Below are 17107 nucleotides of genomic sequence, written 5' to 3' on the forward strand. Positions count from 1 at the left end.
CTAATGCCTGGTTTGCCGGGTGCCCTTCCCCGTCACGATGTCCGAAGACGACAGTAGCCACACCTCAGAACCCTCCGAAAAACGCCGCAGCTGGCTCGAACGCCTGAGCGCGGCCTTCTCCGGTGAGCCCCACACCCGCGACGAACTGGTCGCGCTGCTGCGCACCGCCGAGCAGGACGGTCTCATCGCCGCAGACACCTTGCGCATGATGGAAGGCGCGATCTCCGTGTCCGAGCTCACCGTGGGCGATGTGATGATCTCGCGCTCGCAGATGGTTTCGCTGCCGGTGGAAGCGCGCTTCATCGACCTGATGAAGCAGGTGGTCGAATCCGGCCATTCGCGCTTCCCGGTGCACGGCGAGAACAAGGACGAAGTACTCGGCATCCTGCTGGCCAAGGACCTGCTGCGCGGCGTGGTTGCCGACAACGGGCCCGGCAACGTGCGCGAACTGCTGCGCCCGGCGGTGCTGATCCCCGAGTCCAAGAAGCTCAACGTGCTGCTCAAGGAATTCCGCCTCTCGCGCAACCACATGGCGATCGTGGTGGACGAGTACGGCGGCGTTGCCGGCCTGGTCACCATCGAAGACGTGCTGGAGCAGATCGTCGGCCAGATCGACGACGAGCACGACGACGCCGAGGAAGAAAATTCGCTGATCGCGATCCAGGCCGATGGCCGCTACGTGGTCGATGCGTTGACGCCGATCGAGGACTTCAACGAACGCTTCGGCGCCGAGTTCCCCGACGACGAATACGATACCGTCGGCGGGCTGGTCACCGATGCGATCGGCCATCTGCCGGAAACCGGCGAGGAACTGACGCTGGGACGCTTCGCATTCCGCGTGGCAAAGGCCGATGCGCGCCGCGTGCATGCCTTCCACGTCACCATCCTGCCGCCCGACCCGCAGGACGACGCTTGAACCCGACCACCTGCAGCACCGCCACTGCGCCGCCGCGCCGTGGCGCCCGGCAATGGCTGGCTGCCTGCGCGCTGCTGCTGTTGATGTCGCTGCTAGCGCCATTTGCTTTCGCCCAGAACGCACAGCCACCGGCGCCGCGGGTGGGCGTGGTCACCATGCAGCCCGGCGAAGTGTTCTTCGAACGGTTCGGGCATGACGCCATCGTGGTGGTGGACCCGCTCACCCAGCAGGCGACCTCCTACAACTTCGGCTTCTTCGACCCCAGCGAGCCGGACTTCGTACCGCGCTTTGCGCGTGGCGAAATGATGTACTACCTGGTGGCGCTGCCGCTGGAAGAAGACCTGTCGCAGTACCGCAGCGTCGGCCGTGGCGTCAGCATCCAGTGGCTGGATCTGCCGCCCGAGCAGGCACGCGCGCTTGCCGATGGCCTGGCTGTCCGCAGCCGGCCGGAAAACGCGCGGTATCACTACGATTACTTCGAAGCCAATTGCGCCACCATGGTGCGCGATGCGCTGGATCGTGCCATGGGCGGCACGCTCAAGTCGCAACTGGCCGGCCGCTCGCGCGGCAATACCTACCGCAGCGAAGCGGTACGCCTGGCCTCCCCTGCGCCGTGGATGTGGCTGGGCTTCGACCTCGGCCTTGGGCCATATGCCGATCGTCCGCTGTCGCGTTGGGAAGAAGCGTTCGTGCCGATGCGTCTGGCCGACAGCCTGACCCAGGTGCACAACAGCGCCGGCCGGCCGCTGGTGCAATCCACCCAGGTGCTGCTGCCGCACCGCGTGGCGCCCGAGCCTGCCGAACAGCAGCGGCACTGGTGGCCGTGGCTGCTGGCCGGCGTGCTGGTGGCCGCCGGCGTGCTGGCGCTGCGCCGCCGGCAACGTCTGCTGGCCGGGCTGGCACTGCCGTTCTGGTTGCTGTGCGCCATCGGCGGCGGCCTGCTGGTGTATCTGTGGGGCTTCACCGCGCATCAGTCCGCGTGGGCCAACCGCAACCTGCTGCTGGTCAATCCGCTGTGCGTGTTGCTGTGGTTCGGCGGCATCCGGCTGCAGCTGGGCCATCGGCCGGGCCGCTGGTTCAACGTGCTGGCATGGCTGGTGGCCGCCGGCGCATTGCTGGCGTTGGTGATCCACTGGCTCTCCTTCCAGGCCCAGGACAACCTGCAGTGGGTGATGCTGCTGTTGCCCGTCCATGCTGCGCTCGCGGTCGCCCTGCGCCGGCGTGATGTGCCCGTCCACACGCGCTGATCCAGGATGCGCCCATGAACACCCACGGCCGTCATCCAGACAATCCGTCCTGCGTCATCACCTGTGCCTATTACGACGGTGACGGCACACGCCACGACATCAGCCTGGAGCAGATCAGCGATGTGCTGCAGCGCCCCGACGGCTGTGTGTGGGTCGGGCTGTACGAACCGCAGGAATCGGTGCTGCACAAGTTGCAGGACGAGTTCGGCCTGCACGATCTGGCGATCGAGGACGCGCTCAAGGCGCATCAGCGCCCCAAGGCGGAGAGCTACGGCAACTCGTTGTTCGTGGTGGTCAACACCGCACAGCTGGTCAACGAACGCATCCGTTACGGCGAAACGCATGCGTTTCTGGGCGCGCGCTTTCTGTTGACGGTGCGCCACGGCGCGTCGCTGTCGTATGCACCGGTGCGGCACCGGGTCGAACGCGAACCGGCAATGCTGCGCATGGGCGCTTCGTTCTGCCTGTACGGTGTGCTGGATTTCGTGGTCGACAACTACCTGCCGATCATGGACGAGTTCCGCGACACGCTGGAAGGCCTGGAAAAGGACATCTTCGCCGACAACTACAAGCGCGAAACCGTGGTGCGCCTGTATGAGCTCAAGCGCGAGCTCAACAAGATGCGCCTGGTGGTGGCGCCGCTGCAGGATGTGCTCTCGCACCTCAAGCGCAACCCCGGCGGGCTGATTCACGACGAGGTCGGCATCTATCTACGCGATGTGCTCGATCATGCGGTGCGCATCAACGATGCCATCGACACCTTGCGCGAAATGCTGGGCACCGCGCTGAGCGTCAATCTGTCGATGGTGACGTTGGCGCAAGGCGAGACCGTCAAACGCCTGGGTGCCTGGGCTGCCCTGCTGGCCGCCCCCACCCTGATCACCAGCTGGTACGGCATGAACTTCACCCACATGCCCGAGCTCGACAAACCCTACGCCTACCCGCTACTGGTGGGCGGCGTGGTCGCCTCGTGCCTGGTGTTGTATCGCCTGTTCAAGCGCGCTCGGTGGCTTTAGGGCCGCGTAGCGGCTTGGGGAGTCGGGATTGGGGATTCGCTAGAGCGGGTTTGCTGCTTGCTGATCCAGCTTGAGCGATGGTTGTGTTTCGATTGCTGTTGCGTTGATCGTTTCACCCAGACTGCTCAAGCTCTACCGGTGCCCCTCATCCGCCCTTCGGGCACCTTCTCCCAGCGGGAGAAGGAAGCACCCTGGCCTTTGCGAATCTCGAATCCCGAATCACCAATCCCGGCTTTCAAGCCACATAAATCGTCTTGATGTTCATGAACTCATGGATGCCGTGATCGGCGAGTTCGCGGCCGAAGCCTGAGCGCTTGATGCCGCCGAACGGCAGGCGCACGTCGCTCTTGACCACCGAGTTGACGAATGCCGCGCCGCACTGCAGCTGCTGGGCGACGCGTTCGCCGCGCTTGGCGTCTGCCGTCCACACACTGCCGCCTAGCCCGAAGGTGGTGTCGTTGGCCACGCGCACCGCTTCTGCCTCGTCGGCCACGCGAATGATCGACGCGACCGGGCCGAAGAATTCTTCGTCGTAAGCGGGCATGCCGGGCGCGACATTGTCGAGGATGGTTGCCGGGTAGCCCGCATGCGAGCCGGACACCGGTTCGCCGCCCAGCAAGACGGTGGCGCCCTTGGCGACGCTGGCCTGCACCTGCTTGTGCAGTTCGTCGCGCAGATCGGCACGTGCCATCGGCGCCAATGTGGTGCTTTCCTGTTGCGGGTCGCCAACCACGCGCTTGGACGCCGCAGCGACGAAGCGCTCGATGAATCGATCGGCAATTGCGTCCACCACGATGAAGCGCTTGGCGGCGATGCAGGTCTGCCCGCTGTTGTCGAAGCGCGACTGCACTGCCGATTGCACGGTGTGCTCCAACTCGGCGTCTTCCAGCACCACGAAGGCATCGCTGCCGCCCAGCTCCATCACGCATTTCTTCAGCTGGTCGCCCGCATTCGCGGCCAGGGAACGCCCGGCGCGTTCGCTACCGGTGAGCGTCACTGCGGCGATGCGGTCGTCGCGCAGCACGTCGGCGGCCTGGTCGTTGTCGATATGCAGCACATCGAACACGCCCGGCGGGATGCCCGCGGCGTCCAGCACCTCCTTCATGGCATCGGCGCAGCGCGGCACATTGCTCGCGTGCTTGAGCAGTGCCACGTTGCCGGCCATCAGGCCCGGCGCCAGAAACCGAAACGCCTGCCACAGCGGGAAATTCCACGGCATCACCGCAAAGACGCAGCCCAACGGTTCGTAGCGCACATAGCTCGATTGCGCTTCGGTAGGAATGTTGCGCGGTGCCAGATACTCGGCTGCGTGTTCGGCGTAATAGGCGCAGCCCTGCGCGCACTTGTCGATCTCGGTCAGCGCCTCGACGCGCAGCTTGCCCATTTCGGCGGTCATGATGCGTTGCAGGTCCTCGCGTCGCCTGCTCAGCTCTTCGCCGACGCGGCGCAGCAAGGCACCCCGCTCCGCCAGCGGCAACGCGGCCCACGCCGGAAACGCCTTGGCGGAAGCGGCCAGACGCGCTTCAATGCCGGCGGCATCCAGGGTCTGCTGGGTATGCTCGACCTGGCCGGTGGCCGGGTTCACGGTGTCGTAGGACATGACGGTCTCCAGTAGCAAGACGTCCAATGCTAGTGGCCGATGGGTTCGGGCCGCGTCACAACGGCCTGAAAATAGCGCAACGCTGTGTTCGCCCGCCTGCGACCACGGGCCGCACTGCGATGGCGCATACCTGTGTACGGTGCCGTCAGCTCTCGTGTTGCAACGCCAATTGCTGATCGCGCAGGCGGCGTTTTTCGCTGCGTGCCAGCAGCCACCAACCGATCACTGCGGCGACCGACACCGCCAGCACCATCAGTGTGGCCAGCGCGTTGATCTTCGGGCTGATGCCCAACCGCACCGACGCAAACACCTTGATCGGCAGCGTGGTGGAACTGGGCCCGGCCAGAAAACTGGCGATCACCACATCGTCCAGCGACAGCGTAAAGGCCAGCAGCCAGCCCGATGCCAAGGCCGGGGCGATGAGCGGCAGGGTGATCAGGAAGAACACCTTCAGCGGCGTGGCTCCGAGATCCATCGCCGCTTCTTCCAGTGACCGATCCAGCTCCTGCAGGCGCGACGAAATCACCACCGTCACGAACGAGACGGTGAAGGTGACGTGCGCCACCCAGATGGCCACTGCGCCACGCGGTGCGATGCCGAGCACGCCGCCCATCGAGACCAACAGCAGCAGGATCGACAAACCGATGATCACCTCGGGCATCACCAGTGGCGCAGTGATCAGTGCGCCGAACACGGTCTTGCCGGGAAAGCGACGCATGCGCACCATCGCCATCGCCGCCATCGTGCCAAGCACCATGGCGGCACCGGCGGTCCAGAACGCCACCTCCAGGCTCACCCAGGCCGCTTCCAGCAGCTGCCGGTCGCGCAGCAACTCGCCATACCACCGCGTCGAGAACCCGCCCCACACCGTGGCAAGGCGCGAGGCGTTGAACGAGTACACCATCAGCAACAGGATCGGCAGATACAAGAAGCCAAACCCCAGCGCGAGGACGGCGCCACCGAGCAGGCGCCCGCTGCGGGAGGCGCGCATCACGCCAGCCGTCCTTCCAGCTCGCGCTGCTGGTAGCGGTGGAAGATCACGATCGGCACCAGCAGCAACACCAGCATGACGGTGGCCACGGCGGCGGCCACCGGCCAGTCGCGGTTGTTGAAGAACTCGCCCCACAGCACGCGGCCGATCATCAAGGTGTTCGGCCCGCCGAGCATTTCCGGGATCACGAACTCGCCCACCGCTGGAATCATCACCAGCATGCAACCGGCCACGATGCCGTTGCGCGAGAGCGGCAAGGTGATGCGCACAAACGCGTGCCACGGGCGCGCGCCAAGATCGTAGGCCGCTTCCAGCAGGCGGTTGTCGTGCTTGACCAGGTTGGCATACAGCGGCAACACCATGAACGGCAGATAGCAGTACACGATGCCGATGTAGGCGGCGAGCGGCGTGTACAGCAGTTGCAGTGGCTGCTCGATCACGCCCAGCGCCAGCAGTGCCCGATTGAGCAGGCCGTTGCCATCGAGGATGCCGATCCAGGCGTACACGCGGATCAGGAACGAGGTCCACGACGGCAGCACCACCAGCATCATTGCCACGTTGCGCGTAGCCAACGGCAGGCGCGCGATGACATACGCCATCGGGTAACCGATCAACAGCGCCAGCGCGGTGGAAATGGCCGCAATCCTGATCGAGCTCAGGTACGCGGCCACATACTGGCTGTCGCGCACCAATGCAAGATAGTTGCCCAGATGCAGCCTGACGCTCACCGCCCCATCGGCCGCGTAGGCGAACAGCGGCGTATACGGCGGCATGGCGGTGGCACGCTCGGCGAAGGAAATCTTCAGCACGATCAGGAACGGGATCGCGAAGAACACCAGCAGCCACAGATACGGCGCGGCAATCACGCCCCAGCGCGCGCCTGGCAAGCCGCGACGGAACAGGCGCGACCTCATGCGGTGAGCACCACGCCGTCGTCCTCGCCCCAGCCCACCCACACCGCATCGCCCCAGGTCAATGCTTCGCTGGCCCAGCGCTGGCGATTGGCGAAGTTGGCCATCAGCTTGACCCCGCTGGGCAGGCGCACGTGGTAGACCGAATGGCTGCCGAAATAGGCGATGTCCTCGATCACCCCTGCGCCTTGTTGCAGGCCTGCGCCGGCTCGTCCTTGCCGATGGCCAGCTTTTCCGGGCGCAGCGCAAATGCCACCGCTTGGCCTTCGAAGCCGGTGATGCCGTGGCCGATGCGGATGCAGTCGGGGAAGGCGGGCGTCCGCAAGCTGACGTACTGCGGCTGGTCTTCGACGATGACTGCGTCGAGCAGATTGACCGAACCGATGAACTCGGCGGCAAAGCGATTGGCTGGTTGTTCGTAGATTTCATCGGGCGTGCCGACCTGCTGGATCCAGCCCTGGTCCATCAGCGCAATGCGCGTGGCCATGGTCATCGCTTCCTCCTGGTCGTGGGTCACCATGACGCAGGTGACGCCGGAGGTTTCGATGATGTTGACCAGTTCCAGCTGCATCTGCGAGCGCAGCTTTTTGTCCAGCGCGCCCATCGGTTCGTCCAGCAATAGCAGCTTGGGCCGTTTGGCCAGCGAGCGTGCCAGTGCCACCCGCTGCTGCTGACCACCGGAGAGCTGATGCGGCTTGCGCCTGGCCAGCGCGCCCAGTTGCACCAGCTCCAGCATCTCGCCGACGCGGGCGGCGATGGCCGCCTTCGACAGCCCTTCCTGCTTCAGCCCGAAGGCGATGTTCTGCTCCACGCTCATGTGCGGAAACAACGCATACGACTGGAACATCATGTTGATCGGCCGCTCGTACGGTGGCAGCGCATCGATGGGCTGGCCATCGAGCGTGATGTACCCCTTGGTCGGCCGCTCGAAGCCGGCCAGGCAACGCAGCAAGGTGGACTTGCCGCTGCCCGACCCGCCCAGCAGCGCGAAGATTTCGCCCTTGCGGATCTGCAGGCTGACATCGTCCACCGCCACGAATCCATCGAACTCCTTGCGGACCTGGCTGATGGACAGGTAGCCGGCATCTGCGGTGCTGGTAATGGGCGGCAAGGCTTCGGTCAGTGACATGGTTCCTCTCGCTGGGGATACGCGCAGGCGCCGAGTGCGGAGCCTGCGCGCCATGATGGCAAAAGCATGTGTCCACCGCCGTGCGCGCGGTCCGGGATGCGGCGTGCAGCATCAGCAGTGGGCCGGGATTGCGATTGCGGTAACGCCGGCACCGCAGTGGTTTGCGCGGCCCGCCGACCCTGCAGCCTACAACCACGAAGGCGGCCGACACGGACTCATGCATTCGCCGCCGCGCCTGGGACGAGCGTAGCCAGGGGCAATGCCGGCACTGCTGCGGCCCGCGGCAGCCAATGCCGCCCTGGCTGCGGCGGCCGCGGGGCGACCGCCCTGCCCGTCAGCGCGTTTCCGGCGGTGCCTCGCTCCAGCCCAGGCCCAGGCTCTTCTGCAACGCGACGTAGTTGACCAGCAACTGCACCTGCGCCTGCGCGGCGGCGTCCTGCGCCGACAGCTGCTGGCGCTGCACGTCCAGCAGATCGATCGACGAGGTGGCCCCGGCATCGCGACGTTGCTGCATCAGCCCGGCCGAGCGCGTGGCCGAGGCCTCGGCCTGGCGCGCGACCACCAGCTGCTTGCGTGCCGAGCCGAAGCGCGCCAATGCCGAATTTGCATCCTGCAACGCAGCCAGCACCGCACCTTCATACGCCGCCTCGCGCCCGGCATTGCCCGCGCGGGCCTGCTCCACCTGTGCGCGGGTCTTGCCGAAATCGAAGATGGACCAGCGCAGCATCGGCACCGCCAGGGTGGTCAACGCGTCGGAATTGAAATCGCTCGGCGAGCCGGCCACCCAGCTCAGGCCACCCAGCAAGGTCACCTGCGGGAAGTAGCCGTTCAAGGCTTCGCCGATCTGTGCACTGGACGCGGCCAGCTCGCGCTCGGCCTTGCGTACGTCCGGGCGGCGGCGGATCAATGCCCCCGCATCGTCCACGCGCACTTCGCTGGGCAGCATCGGCAGCGGCTGCGGCGTGCGCAGCTGCGCATCCAGTGCGCCGGATTCGCGCCCGACCATCAGCGCCAGCTGGTCCAGCGCCTCCTGCAATTGCATCTCCAGCGGCAGGCGCTGCGCCTGCTGTTGCTGCACCTGGGTGGCGATCTGCTCGACCTGCAGGTCGGAGGCGGCACCCTGGTCACGGCGCTGCTGCACCAGTTGCAGCGACTGCCGGATCTTGTCCAGATTGGCATCGGCAATGGCCAGCCGCGCCTGCAAGCCGCGGTAGTTGAGATAGACCTGCCCCACTTCGGCAGCCAGCTGCACCTGCGCATCGGCCAGCTCGGCTTCGGAGGCCTGCGCCTGGGCCAGTGCGCCTTCGGCGGCGCGGCGGCGGCGGCCGAAGAGATCCAGCTCCCAGCTGGCATCGAAACCGGCGCTGTAGATCTGGGTCTTTTCCAGATCCAGCGCCTGATCGCCCTGTCCCGGCTGCCCGGGCTGGCCTTGCTGCAGCCCGCCCAGCGTATCGACGATGGTCTGCGGCGGCTCGGCATACGCATACACGGCGCTGGCGTTGAGCTTGGGCAGACGCTCGGCGCGGCGCTGGCGCGCCAGCGCGCGGTTGGCGCGCAACCTGGCCTGCGCCGCGCGCAGGTTGGGGCTGTCGGCCAGCGCCTGGGTCACCAACCGGGTCAGCTGCGGGTCGTTCAATTGCTCCCACCAGTGGTTCAGCGGCGCGGCGGCAACCACCTGCGCGCCACTGGCGCGATGCAGCGCGGGCGCCTGCATGGCCGCATCGGCCACGACCGGTGCCTTGGTGTAGTTGGGGCCGAGCATGCAGCCGCCGAGCAGCACGGCACTCAGCGCCGCAGCCAGTGGGAGGCGCATCGCGCGCAGGGAATCAGTGCATTGCAAGGTGCGTCCCCTTGGGTAACGGCTTGAGCAAAAAGGCCAGCGGAATCGTGCAGACCACGATCACGCCGAAGATCCAGAACAGATCGCTGTAGGTCATCACCAACGCCTGCTGTTGCACCACGCGTGCGAATTGGGCGATGGAGCGAATCGCCGCTTCGCCACCGGCGCTGCCCTGCATCTGCGCAGTCACGCCGGCCAGAAATTCCTGCGCACGCGGCGCGTTGGCGGTGATCGCGCTGCCGATGGTTTCGGTATGGAAGGTCATGCGGCGCTCCTGGAAGGTGGAGATCAGCGCCAGGCCGACCGAGCCGCCCAGGTTGCGGCCGGCATTGAACAGGCCAGACGCATCGCCGGCCAGCTCCGGCGGCACCGAGGAGATGGCCGCCTGGTTGAGCGACATCATCGCCAGCGCCAGTCCGCAGCCCTGCAGCAACTGTCCGGCCACGAAATGCATGCCCACCGTGTCGGCAGTCAGCCCCAGATTGACGAAGCAGGCGGCGGCAAAACAGATCAGCCCGGCGATCACCAGGATGCGCACGTCCACCACCTCCAGCAGCTTGGGCATCATCGGCATCAGCAGCACGGTGGGCAGGCCGGACAGCAGCAGCACGTAGCCGGCCTGCTCGGTGTTGTAGCCGGAGATCACCGCCAGAAACTGCGGAATCATGTACATCACGCCGAACAGGATCATGCCCACTGCCATGATCATGATGAACACCGCACCGAAACTGCGATGCAGCAGCAGCGACAGCCGGATCACCGGCGCGCGCCTGCGGAACTGGCCGATCACCAGCGCGATGAACCCGCTCAACGAGATCAGGCTCAGCATGTTGATCTCGCTGGATTCGAACCAGCGCTCGCGCTGGCCTTCTTCCAGCACCACGGTGAGCCCGCCCAGCCCGGCAGTCAGCCCGTAAATGCCCAGCCAATCGGCGTTGAGCAGGCCCGCCCAGTCGGCCTTTTCGTGCTTCAGGCCAAGCAGCAATAGCGCCACCAGGCCCGCGCAGATCGGCACGTTGATGAAGAACGCGTAGTGCCAGCTGACGTTTTCGGTGAGCCAGCCTCCCAGCAGCGGGCCGATCACCGGGCCCATGATCACGGTCATGCCGAACAGGGCGGTGCCCATGGTCTGCTGGCTGGGCGGCAGGCGGGTGGCAACGATGGTCAGCGCGGTGGGAATCAACGCGCCGCCGGCCAGCCCCTGCCCCACGCGGCCGATGATCATCATCGTCAACGAGGTCGACAACCCGCAGACCACCGAGAACGCCGTGAACATCAACGCGCAGATCAGCAGGAAATTGCGCAGGCCCAGCGTGCGCACGAACCAGCCGGTCAGCGGGATCATGATGATCTCGGCGACCAGATACGCGGTGGAGATCCAGGTGCCCTCGGTGCCGCTGGCGCCGACCTCGCCCTGGATGGTGGGCAGCGCGGCATTGACGATGGAGATGTCCAGCGTGGCCATGAACGAGCCGATGGTGCCGGCCAGCACCGCCAACCAGGCGCCGGGCTCGGCCTTCTCGCGGCTGGCACCGCCGCCGGCACCCTGGCCGGTGGCGGCCGCTGTACTCACTGCGCGCGCTCCTGCTCCTGCACGCGGTCGGATTCTTCTTCAGCGCGTTCCTTGGCGTCCTTGGCCGAGCGCGTATCGACGGTGACCTCCACCGACATGCCCGGCACCAGCACCTTGCGTGCCTCCTCGCCGGCCAGCACGCGGATGCGCACCGGCACGCGCTGCACTACCTTGGTGAAGTTGCCGGTGGCGTTTTCGGGCGGCAGCAAGGCGAACTGCGAGCCGGTGCCCGGGGACAGGCTTTCGACCTTGCCGTGCAGCTTCACCCCGGACAGGGCATCGACCTCGATCTCGGCCGGCTGACCCGGGCGCATCAGGCCGACCTGGGTTTCCTTGAAGTTGGCGACCAGGTACAGCGATTCCTGCGGCACGATGGTCATGGTGCGGGTACCGGCGGCCAGGAACTGGCCCTCCTGCACGGTCTTGTCGCCGACGCGGCCATGGATGCGGCTGGTCAGGCGGGTGTCTTCCACGGCAACGCGTGCCTGGTCGGCATCCGCGGTCGCCTGCTTCAAGCCGGCCTGGGCCTGCTCCAGCTGCGCGCGGCTGGCCTGGATCTGGCTCTGCGCACCGGTAGCCTGCGCCTGGGCCGCATCGTACTGGGCGCGTGCGCGCGCCAGTTCGTGCTGCAGGCTTTCCTGGTGCTCATGGGTATCGGCGCCGGAGGCGGCCAGCGGTGCAAAGCGCTTCACCTCGGCCTGGGCGAACTTGAGACTGGCCGCGGCCGAGGTCACCTGGGTCCGCGCCTGCAGCAGCGCCGCTTCCTGGCCGGCGACATTGGCGGTGGCGGCCACGATGTCGGCCTGGCGTGCGGCGATCGCCGCTTCGGCCTGCTGCAGGGTGGCCTGGTAGGTGCGGTCGTCGATCTGCAGCAACGGCTGGCCGGCGTCCACGATCTGGTTGTCGCCCACCAGCACCTTGGTCACATAGCCGCTGACACGCGGCGCAACGGCCACCGAATCGGCCTGCAGGTAGGCGTTGTTGGTGTCCTGCATGTAGCGGCCCTTGATCAGGTAGTAGGCCAGCCACACCACCAGCAGGACCAGCACCAGCACGCCCACCAGGATCAGCGTCCACTTGACCTTGGGGTTCTTCAGCGGCGACGGCTTGGCCGGCTCCTGGTCCTGGTGCGTCTCGGCGCCTTGCGCATCGCCCGCCTGGGCGCGGCCGTCAGTGGGCTGGTGGTCTTGGTTGCTCAAAGGAGGCGTCCTGTGTGTCGTGGGCGAGGCGCGCGACGGCATGCCGCGGCAGCGGCGCCGGCGAAAGCGGCGAAACCATACAATTATTTGAACCCGCCGGTACAGATTGCGTGACGAGCCTAGTCAGCCTGCGCTTGGTCTGGACCGCCTGCGCGGCAATGAGCCCACCGAGTGCATGGGCCACCCGGTTGCAGCGGCCAGGCATGCCGGCCTGCGGCGGAGGTGCGTGCCCGCGACCAGGTCTGCAGTGTTGCAGGCAACCATTGGACCTTCATGAGGCGCGGCGGCGTACGCCGCGTCAGCGCCTGCGCGCCGGCCTCACCGGCCGGTCTTGATCTCGGTCCACAGCCGTGTGTACAGGCGGTCCACCTCCGGCGGGTTGATCGCGTAGGTGAACATCCTGGCGGTCACCTCCGGCGGCGGATAGATGGTGGGGTCGTTGCGGATCGCCGCATCCACCAGCGGCGTGGCGCTGCGCACCGGGTTGGCGTAGTGGATGAAGTTGCTGTTGGCCGCGGCCACCTCGGGCGTGAGCAGGTAATTGATGAAGGCGTACGCATTTTCAGGATGCTTGGCGTCCTTGGGGATGGCCAGCATGTCGAACCACTGCGGCGCGCCTTCCTTCGGAATGGCGTAGGCCACGTTGACGTTGTTGCCCGCTTCCCTGGCGCGATCGCGCGCCTGGATGATGTCGCCCGACCAGCCCACCGCCAGGCAGGTATTGCCGTTGGCCAGCGAGGTGACGTACTGGCTGGAGTGGAAGTTCTGCACGTACGGGCGGATGGTCTTGATCAGCGCGGCGGCCTTCTCGATCTCGGCCGGCACCGTGCTGTGCGGATCGAGCCCGAGGTAATTGAGCGCAATCGGAATCATGTCCGAGGGCGTGTCCAGGATGGTCACCCCGCAGTCCTTGAGCCTGGACAGATTCTCCGGCTTGAACACCAGATCCCAGCTGTTGGCGACATCGGTGCTGCCGAAGATCGCCTTGAGCTTGTCGACGTTGTAGCCGATGCCGGTGGTGCCGATCATGTACGGCACGCCATAGGCATTGCCCGGATCCTGCGCGGCGATGCGGCGCATGATGTCCGGGTCGAGATTGGCCAGGTTGGGGATCTTGCTTTTGTCCAGCGGCAGGAACACACCCGCCTGGATCTGCCGGCCAAAGAAATTGAGCGTGGGCACCACCACGTCGTAATCGCTGCCGCCGGCGAGCAACTTGGTTTCCACCATCTCGTCGCTGTCGAACACGTCGTAGGTGACCTTGATGCCGGTGCTCTTTTCGAACGCGGGAATGGTGTCTTCGGCGATGTAGTCGGAGTAGTTGTAGACGTTGAGCACCTTGGCCTGCGCCTCGGCCTTGCCCGCGGCGCCATCGCCGCCGCAGCCGGACAGCAGGGTGAGGGACAGCGTCAGGGCGAGCAGTCGCAGCGTCATGGGAGGTCTCCGGCACGGTGGGGCGGTCCGGCGCGGGGCCGGTCTGGCGCCAGACTACCCACCGTGCCCGAGTTTGCACAGCGGCTGCGGCAGGCATTCGTGCCGGGCAGACACCGCGCAGCGGGAATCATGCTCGCCGTCCGCAGGCGAGCCCTACGCCGGCGATGCCATACGGCGGATCGACATACCGGTCTCCACATTGCCGTGGCAACGCGCGTCAGGGCGCACCGATGCGTTGGCGGCAGGTCGCCATCGCTTACCTGCCCAACGCATGCGCGGTGTCATCCAGCGCCGCCCAGGCCTTGTCGAACAGCTCGTCCACCTGCTCGCAGGTGATGATCAGCGGCGGTGACAGCAGCATGTCGTAGGTGGCACGCAGGATCAGGCCGCGGCGCAATGCAAAGTCACGGCAGAGCGCGCCGACGCGCCCACGCTCTTCGAAATACACCCCACGCTGCCGCTTGTCCGGCACCAGCTCCAGCGCCCCGATCAACCCGGCGATGCGCGCCTCGCCCACCAGACGGTGCTCGCCGAGCTCGGCCCAACGCTGCGCAAGATACGGCGCAATCTGCGTGCGCGCGGTGTCCACGATGCCGTCGCCCTGCAGCAGGCGCAGGTTCTCCAGCGCCACGGCCGCGCACACCGGATGCCCGGCATACGTGCCACCGTGCGCCAGCTCGCCGCCTTGTGCCTTGAGCACGCCGGCCACGCGATCGTTGAACATCGCCGCCGCCAGCGGGATGTAGCCGGAGGTAATGCCTTTGGCCAGCGTCATCACATCGGGCTGAAAACCGAAGTAGTCCGCACCGAACCAGGCGCCGGTGCGCCCAAACCCGCAGATCACTTCATCGGCCACCAGCAGCACGTCGTAGCGCCGACAGATCCGCTCGATGTCCGGCCAGTAACTGCGCGGCGGGATATACACGCCAATCGCGCCCATGATCGGCTCGCCGATAAAGGCGGCGACGTTATCCGGCCCGAGCTGCAGGATCGTGCCTTCCAGACGACGCGCAGCGACTAACCCGTAGTCTTCCGGGTCCATCTCCCCGCCATCGCCGAAGTGATACGGCGGCGTAATGTGGTGGATATCAGGAATCGGCAAGCCGCCCTGCTTGTGCATGCCCTGCATGCCGCCCAGGCTGGCCCCGGCCATGGTGGTGCCATGATAGCCATCATGGCGACCGATGAAGATGCGTTTTTGCGGCTGCCCCTGCACCGCCCAGAAATGCCGGACCAGGCGCAGGATGGTGTCGTTGGCCTCCGACCCGGAGTTGGCGAAGAACGCATGATTCAGATCGCCCGGTGCCAGCTCCGCCAGCTTGGCCGCCAGCTGGATGGTGGGTTCGGTCGTGCACTGAAAGAAGCTGTTGTAGTACGCCAGCTGCTCCATCTGCCGTGCCGCCGCCTGCGCCAGCTCCTTGCGTCCATAGCCGACATTGACGCACCACAACCCGCCGAATGCATCCAGCAACTTGTTGCCGTCGGCATCCCAGACATACACGCCCTCACCGCGCGTCAGGATGCGCGTGCCCTTTTGCGCCAATGCCGCGTTGTCGTTGAACGGATGCAGATGATGGGCGGCATCGAGCTGTTGCAAGGTCTTCAGTGCTTGCGGATCCATGGCCACTCCGGCTGCGGGGTCCATGCAGTCTATGGCCGATCGGCCGGGCACAAAGGTGCTTTCGGTTGCACGCGCCGAACCGGGTGCGGAAACACGCGGACGGGGCGGTGCGCAATGTCCAACGCGCGAGGCGTCAGGCATCGTCATACGCCGTACCCTCATCCGCCCTTCGGGCACCTTCTCCCCCCTAAAGGGGCACAATGTCCCGGCGGGAGAAGGGAACAGCGCAGGCGAAGCGCCTCACACATTCAACAACAGGAACTCTCGCTCCCACGAGCTGATCACCCGAAAGAACGTTTCGTATTCCTTGCGCTTCACCGAGATATAGGCGCGCACGAAGCGTCGCCCCAATATCTCCTGCAACGCATCGCAGCCTTCCAGCTCATCCAGCGCCTCACCCAGCGAGCGCGGCAGATCGTAGCCCTGCTCCTTGCCGTTGCTGCTGATCGGCGCGGTCGGTTCGAGCTGCTCGGCAATCCCCAACAACCCGCAGGCCAGGGTCGCGGCCATCGCCAGATACGGGTTGGCATCGGAACCGGCGAAGCGGCTTTCCACCCGCATGTTCTGCGGTGCATCGATCGGCACCCGCAGCCCGCAGGTGCGGTTGTCGAAGCCCCACAGCACATTGCTCGGCGACACCTCGCCGAACATCAGCCGACGGTACGAATTGACGTTGGGCGCCAGCAGCCCCATCGCCATCGGGATGTATTTCTGCAAGCCGCCCAGATAATGCGCAAAGGTGTCGCTGAAGCCGCCCTCGCGCTTGCCGCTGAACACGTTCTTGCCGGTGCCGGCGTGCAGCAGGCTCTGGTGGATATGCATCGCACTGCCCGGCTCGGTCTCCATGGGCTTGGCCAGGAACGTCGCATACACGCCATGCCGCAGCGCCGCTTCGCGCATGGTGCGCTTGAACAGGAACACCTGATCGGCGCGCGACAGGGCATCGGCATGGGTGAAATTGACTTCCAGCTGCGCAGCCCCGGACTCGTGGATCAGGGTGTCTACGTCCAGCTCCATCGCATCGCAGTAGTCGTACATCAGGTCCAGGATCGGGTCGAACTCGTTGACCGCGTCGATCGAATACGACTGCCGCGCGGTTTCCGGGCGGCCGGAGCGCCCGGCCGGCGGCAGCAGCGGGAAGTCCGGGTCGGTGTTCTTCTGCACCAGGAAGAATTCCAGCTCCGGCGCCACCACCGGTTGCAGCTTGCGCTGCGCATAGGCATCGAGCACGCGGCGCAGCACGTTGCGCGGGGCCAGTTCGTGCGGCTGCCCGTCCTTGGTGTAGCAATCGTGGATCACCTGCGCGGTGGGGTCGGCGGCCCACGGCACCATGCGCACGGTGGAGGCATCCGGGCGCAGGTGCATGTCCGAATCCGACGGCGAGGTCAGCGCGTAGTAATCCTCCGGAAAATCGCCGGTGACGGTGGTGGCGAAGATCCCCTCCGGCAGCCGCGTGCCGTAGTCGTGCGAGAACTTGTCGGCGGGAATGATCTTGCCGCGCGCATTGCCGGTGATGTCCGGCACCAGGCATTCCACCTCGGTGATGTGACGTTCCTTGAGCCAGCGCCGCAGCGCGCTCTCCGGCTGCTTGGGCGTGGCGGTGCGCGAACGGGTGCGGATGGACATGCGA

At 66.1% G+C, this 17107-nt stretch carries 12 protein-coding genes and 1 pseudogene; 3 read left to right on the forward strand and 10 right to left on the reverse strand.

The annotated features are described in order from the left end of the window. Window positions 1-37 precede the first annotated feature (37 nt). The 3 genes from ACCQ12_RS11500 to ACCQ12_RS11510 are packed head-to-tail and all read left to right on the forward strand — an operon-like array spanning window position 38 to window position 3179. Window positions 38-916, forward strand: coding sequence for a CorC family transporter (locus ACCQ12_RS11500; protein WP_005989773.1), 879 nt, complete (start codon window positions 38-40; stop codon window positions 914-916). Continuing rightward, entirely contained in the window at window positions 913-2163 is a 1251-nt protein-coding gene (locus ACCQ12_RS11505; RefSeq protein ID WP_179453897.1) for a lipoprotein N-acyltransferase Lnb domain-containing protein, read from the forward strand. The genes ACCQ12_RS11500 and ACCQ12_RS11505 overlap by 4 nt, the downstream gene beginning before the upstream one ends. Window positions 2164-2177: 14 nt before the next feature. Beyond that, complete coding sequence (locus tag ACCQ12_RS11510; protein ID WP_039407843.1) at window positions 2178-3179, forward strand: magnesium and cobalt transport protein CorA; 1002 nt, start codon at window positions 2178-2180, stop codon at window positions 3177-3179. A gap of 235 nt (window positions 3180-3414) precedes the next feature. Here the strand turns inward: ACCQ12_RS11510 and ACCQ12_RS11515 are convergent, their stop codons facing one another. From ACCQ12_RS11515 to ACCQ12_RS11560, 10 genes and pseudogenes are all read right to left on the reverse strand, one after another. Next, window positions 3415-4779 (reverse strand): NAD-dependent succinate-semialdehyde dehydrogenase, encoded by a 1365-nt coding sequence (locus ACCQ12_RS11515; RefSeq protein ID WP_372381753.1) that lies wholly within the window; start codon window positions 4777-4779, stop codon window positions 3415-3417. 145 nt (window positions 4780-4924) lie between these two features. Further along, the gene (locus ACCQ12_RS11520; protein ID WP_166751142.1) at window positions 4925-5773 is read right to left on the reverse strand and encodes an ABC transporter permease subunit; all 849 of its coding nucleotides are present in this window, start codon (window positions 5771-5773) and stop codon (window positions 4925-4927) included. After that, on the reverse strand, window positions 5770-6684 hold the full coding sequence (locus ACCQ12_RS11525) for an ABC transporter permease subunit (protein ID WP_372381754.1): 915 nt from the start codon (window positions 6682-6684) through the stop codon (window positions 5770-5772). The genes ACCQ12_RS11520 and ACCQ12_RS11525 overlap by 4 nt, the downstream gene beginning before the upstream one ends. Continuing rightward, window positions 6681-7810 (reverse strand): annotated as a pseudogene (locus tag ACCQ12_RS11530) (ABC transporter ATP-binding protein). Before ACCQ12_RS11530 ends, ACCQ12_RS11525 begins: the two are co-directional and overlap by 4 nt. A gap of 334 nt (window positions 7811-8144) precedes the next feature. After that, window positions 8145-9632: an efflux transporter outer membrane subunit gene (locus ACCQ12_RS11535; RefSeq protein ID WP_372383604.1), complete on the reverse strand. Its 1488-nt coding sequence runs from the start codon at window positions 9630-9632 to the stop codon at window positions 8145-8147. Between the two features lie 4 nt (window positions 9633-9636). Beyond that, window positions 9637-11223 (reverse strand): MDR family MFS transporter, encoded by a 1587-nt coding sequence (locus tag ACCQ12_RS11540; protein ID WP_039407852.1) that lies wholly within the window; start codon window positions 11221-11223, stop codon window positions 9637-9639. Then, window positions 11220-12422, reverse strand: coding sequence for an HlyD family secretion protein (locus ACCQ12_RS11545; RefSeq protein WP_372381755.1), 1203 nt, complete (start codon window positions 12420-12422; stop codon window positions 11220-11222). The genes ACCQ12_RS11540 and ACCQ12_RS11545 overlap by 4 nt, the downstream gene beginning before the upstream one ends. 318 nt (window positions 12423-12740) lie before the next feature. After that, window positions 12741-13856: a polyamine ABC transporter substrate-binding protein gene (locus tag ACCQ12_RS11550; protein ID WP_039407856.1), complete on the reverse strand. Its 1116-nt coding sequence runs from the start codon at window positions 13854-13856 to the stop codon at window positions 12741-12743. A 256-nt stretch (window positions 13857-14112) separates the two neighbouring features. Next, entirely contained in the window at window positions 14113-15477 is a 1365-nt protein-coding gene (locus ACCQ12_RS11555; protein WP_372381756.1) for an aspartate aminotransferase family protein, read from the reverse strand. Between the two features lie 240 nt (window positions 15478-15717). Further along, window positions 15718-17103: a glutamine synthetase family protein gene (locus ACCQ12_RS11560; RefSeq protein WP_047693463.1), complete on the reverse strand. Its 1386-nt coding sequence runs from the start codon at window positions 17101-17103 to the stop codon at window positions 15718-15720. Window positions 17104-17107 lie beyond the last annotated feature (4 nt).

The sequence above is a fragment of the Xanthomonas sp. NCPPB 1068 genome (assembly GCF_041479385.2).
Lineage (GTDB): Bacteria > Pseudomonadota > Gammaproteobacteria > Xanthomonadales > Xanthomonadaceae > Xanthomonas > Xanthomonas cannabis.

Coding starts and splice junctions, on each gene's coding strand:
- ACCQ12_RS11500 (WP_005989773.1), top strand. CDS start 38: ATGTCCGAAGACGACAGTAGCCACACCTCAGAACCCTCCGAAAAACGC.
- ACCQ12_RS11510 (WP_039407843.1), top strand. CDS start 2,178: ATGAACACCCACGGCCGTCATCCAGACAATCCGTCCTGCGTCATCACC.
- ACCQ12_RS11515 (WP_372381753.1), bottom strand. CDS start 4,779: ATGTCCTACGACACCGTGAACCCGGCCACCGGCCAGGTCGAGCATACC.
- ACCQ12_RS11525 (WP_372381754.1), bottom strand. CDS start 6,684: ATGAGGTCGCGCCTGTTCCGTCGCGGCTTGCCAGGCGCGCGCTGGGGC.
- ACCQ12_RS11550 (WP_039407856.1), bottom strand. CDS start 13,856: ATGACGCTGCGACTGCTCGCCCTGACGCTGTCCCTCACCCTGCTGTCC.
- ACCQ12_RS11555 (WP_372381756.1), bottom strand. CDS start 15,477: ATGGATCCGCAAGCACTGAAGACCTTGCAACAGCTCGATGCCGCCCAT.
- ACCQ12_RS11560 (WP_047693463.1), bottom strand. CDS start 17,103: ATGTCCATCCGCACCCGTTCGCGCACCGCCACGCCCAAGCAGCCGGAG.